Here is a 2182-nt window from a genome sequence, read left to right as displayed (position 1 = left end):
GAGTGCGCCCACGAGCATCAGCACGGTGTGCGACGCGCTCTGGCGCAACACCACCACCACATTGACGCCCACGAACACCAGCGCGCCCAGCGCCGACAGCCAGGCGCCGATGGCCGCATGGCCTGCCAGCATGGCGAGGGCGCCCAGCACCGAGGCGAAAGGCGCAACAAAGGCCGCAGGCAGCTTGACGGCCACCGCGCGCTCGATGGCGATCACGGTACCGAGAAAGCCCGACATCATCAATGCCGCATGCAGCACCGCGGCCTGGCCGAGCGTGTGCAGCTCGAACCACGACGAGGGCGCGGCAGCAGCACGCAGCAGCCCTCCGGCCACGGCGGCCAGCAGGCAGGTGATGCTGAGCAGCATCAGGCAGGCTTTGAGCGCAGAGGCGCCCATGGTAGGTGCCGCGCGCGCACGGCGCGGCCGGCGGTGGGTGGCCGCAGGGGCTACCACTTCATGAAGCGCTTGGCGCGTGCGCTCATGCGCTCGGGCGTCCATGGCGGCTCCCAGCCGAGTTCGACATCAATGCGCCACTTGGCGGGGATGACCTTGTCGAGCGCGTTCTCCACGTCTTCGAGGATCACGTCGGTCACCGGGCAGGCGGGCGAGGTCATGGTCATGAGCACGTGCGCCTGCTCGTCGGCGATGCGCACCTTGTAGATGAGGCCCACGTCGACGATGGACAGCGCCAGCTCCGGGTCGACCACCTGGGTGAGCGCGCCCAGCACGGGCAGGCGCAACTCGTCGGGGCCGTCGTAGGTGTAGGTGGGGGCGGTGTCGTCGTTCATGGGGATGTCGATCACGCGACCGGGGCGATGTGCAGCACCCGGGCGAGCGAACTTCGGTTCTGGACCAGGTCGTCCAGCGTGTAGTCGTCGAGCACGTCGTAGAAGGCATCGACCGCCTGGCGCAACACGCCGCGCAGGCGGCAGATGCGGGCGATGCTGCAGTGGTCGGGCGTGTCGCCGAAGCACTCGGCCGGCATGGCCGCGCCTTCGGTGGCACGCACCACCTTGCCGACCACGATGTTCTCGGGCGCAAGCGCCAGGCCCAGCCCACCGCCCTTGCCGCGCACGTTGGCGAGCCAGCCTTGCTTGCCGAGGAAGTGGACCACCTTGGTGAGGTGGTTCACCGACACGTCGAACGACGTGGCGATCTCGGCAATCGTGGCGCGCCGCTGCGGCTGCGCGGCCAGGTAGATCAGCACGCGCAGGCTGTAGTCGGTGAAGCTGGTGAGTTTCATTGCTTGGCAGTGGCGGCGTTGGCCACCGGCACACGCGTGCCGATGGGTGTGCGCAGCAGCTTAATGGCATACCAGGCGAGGAACAGCGCCCCGGCGGCGAAGACGATGTCGCCCGGCACGCGCAGCCACACCAGCGTTTCCATCACGCCCGAGTGGATCACCTCCGGCGAGCGCGCGAACCAAAGGCCCTTGGTGATGCTGGCGTAGGCCTGGTAGATGCCAGCCGGCAGCAACGACATGAAGACCATCATCGCCAAGCCGATGTTGAGCGACCAGAACGCGGGCTTGAGCCAGCGGTCGGCGTGCAGGGCACGTGCATACAGGCCGCGCAGGCAGAAGAGCATGAGGCCGATGCCCAGCATGCCGTACACACCGAACAGGGCAGCGTGCCCGTGGGCGGCCGTCATGTTGAGGCCTTGCACGTAGTAGAGCGAGGCAGGCGGGTTGATGGCGAAGCCGAGCACGCCGGCGCCCACGGTGTTCCAGAAGCCCACGGCCACGAAGCACATGATGGGCCACTTGTAGGCCTGCAGCCAGGGCGCGCTCTGCGAGCGGCGATAGGTTTGCAGCGCTTCCAGGCCGATCAGCGCGAGCGGCACCACTTCGAGCGCCGAGAACACCGCGCCCACGGCGATCACCGAGGTGGGCGTGCCCGTGAAGTACAGGTGGTGCAGCGTGCCCAGGATGCCGCCGAACAGGAAGACGATGGTCTCGGCCACGATGGCGCGGTTGGCGCTGGCGGCGTGGATGAGCCCGAGGCGGGTGAAGATCAGCGCGACCACGGCGGTGGCGAACACCTCGAAGAAGCCTTCGACCCACAGGTGGACGAGCCACCAGCGCCAGTACTCGATCATCGAATAGTGTGTGTGCTGGCCCCACATCAGCGAGCTGGCGTAGAAGCCGCCGATGCACGCGGCCGACAGGAACACCATGGCGATG

General features: G+C 67.8%; 4 protein-coding genes. All 4 read right to left on the bottom strand.

Going from position 1 to position 2182, the window contains the following annotated elements:
* Positions 1 to 396: DUF8744 domain-containing protein (locus VFL64_RS11285; protein ID WP_489540473.1), on the bottom strand; the 396-nt coding region annotated here is incomplete at its 3' end.
* A 50-nt stretch (positions 397 to 446) separates the two neighbouring features.
* Positions 447 to 788, bottom strand: a complete 342-nt coding sequence (locus VFL64_RS11280; RefSeq protein ID WP_489540472.1) for a metal-sulfur cluster assembly factor — start codon at positions 786 to 788, stop codon at positions 447 to 449.
* A gap of 11 nt (positions 789 to 799) precedes the next feature.
* Entirely contained in the window at positions 800 to 1243 is a 444-nt protein-coding gene (locus VFL64_RS11275; protein ID WP_489540471.1) for an Rrf2 family transcriptional regulator, read from the bottom strand.
* Positions 1240 to 2182: cbb3-type cytochrome c oxidase subunit I (locus VFL64_RS11270; RefSeq protein ID WP_489540470.1), on the bottom strand; the 943-nt coding region annotated here is incomplete at its 5' end. The genes VFL64_RS11275 and VFL64_RS11270, both read right to left, overlap by 4 nt.

The organism is Rhizobacter sp., assembly GCF_035702065.1.
In the GTDB taxonomy this organism is placed as follows: Bacteria; Pseudomonadota; Gammaproteobacteria; order Burkholderiales; family Burkholderiaceae_C; genus Rhizobacter.
This window is presented reverse-complemented; position numbering and strand designations above follow the sequence as displayed.

Excerpts from the sequence above, each read along its gene's own strand:
- VFL64_RS11275 (WP_489540471.1), bottom strand. The coding sequence starts at position 1,243 with ATGAAACTCACCAGCTTCACCGACTACAGCCTGCGCGTGCTGATCTAC.
- VFL64_RS11280 (WP_489540472.1), bottom strand. The coding sequence starts at position 788 with ATGAACGACGACACCGCCCCCACCTACACCTACGACGGCCCCGACGAG.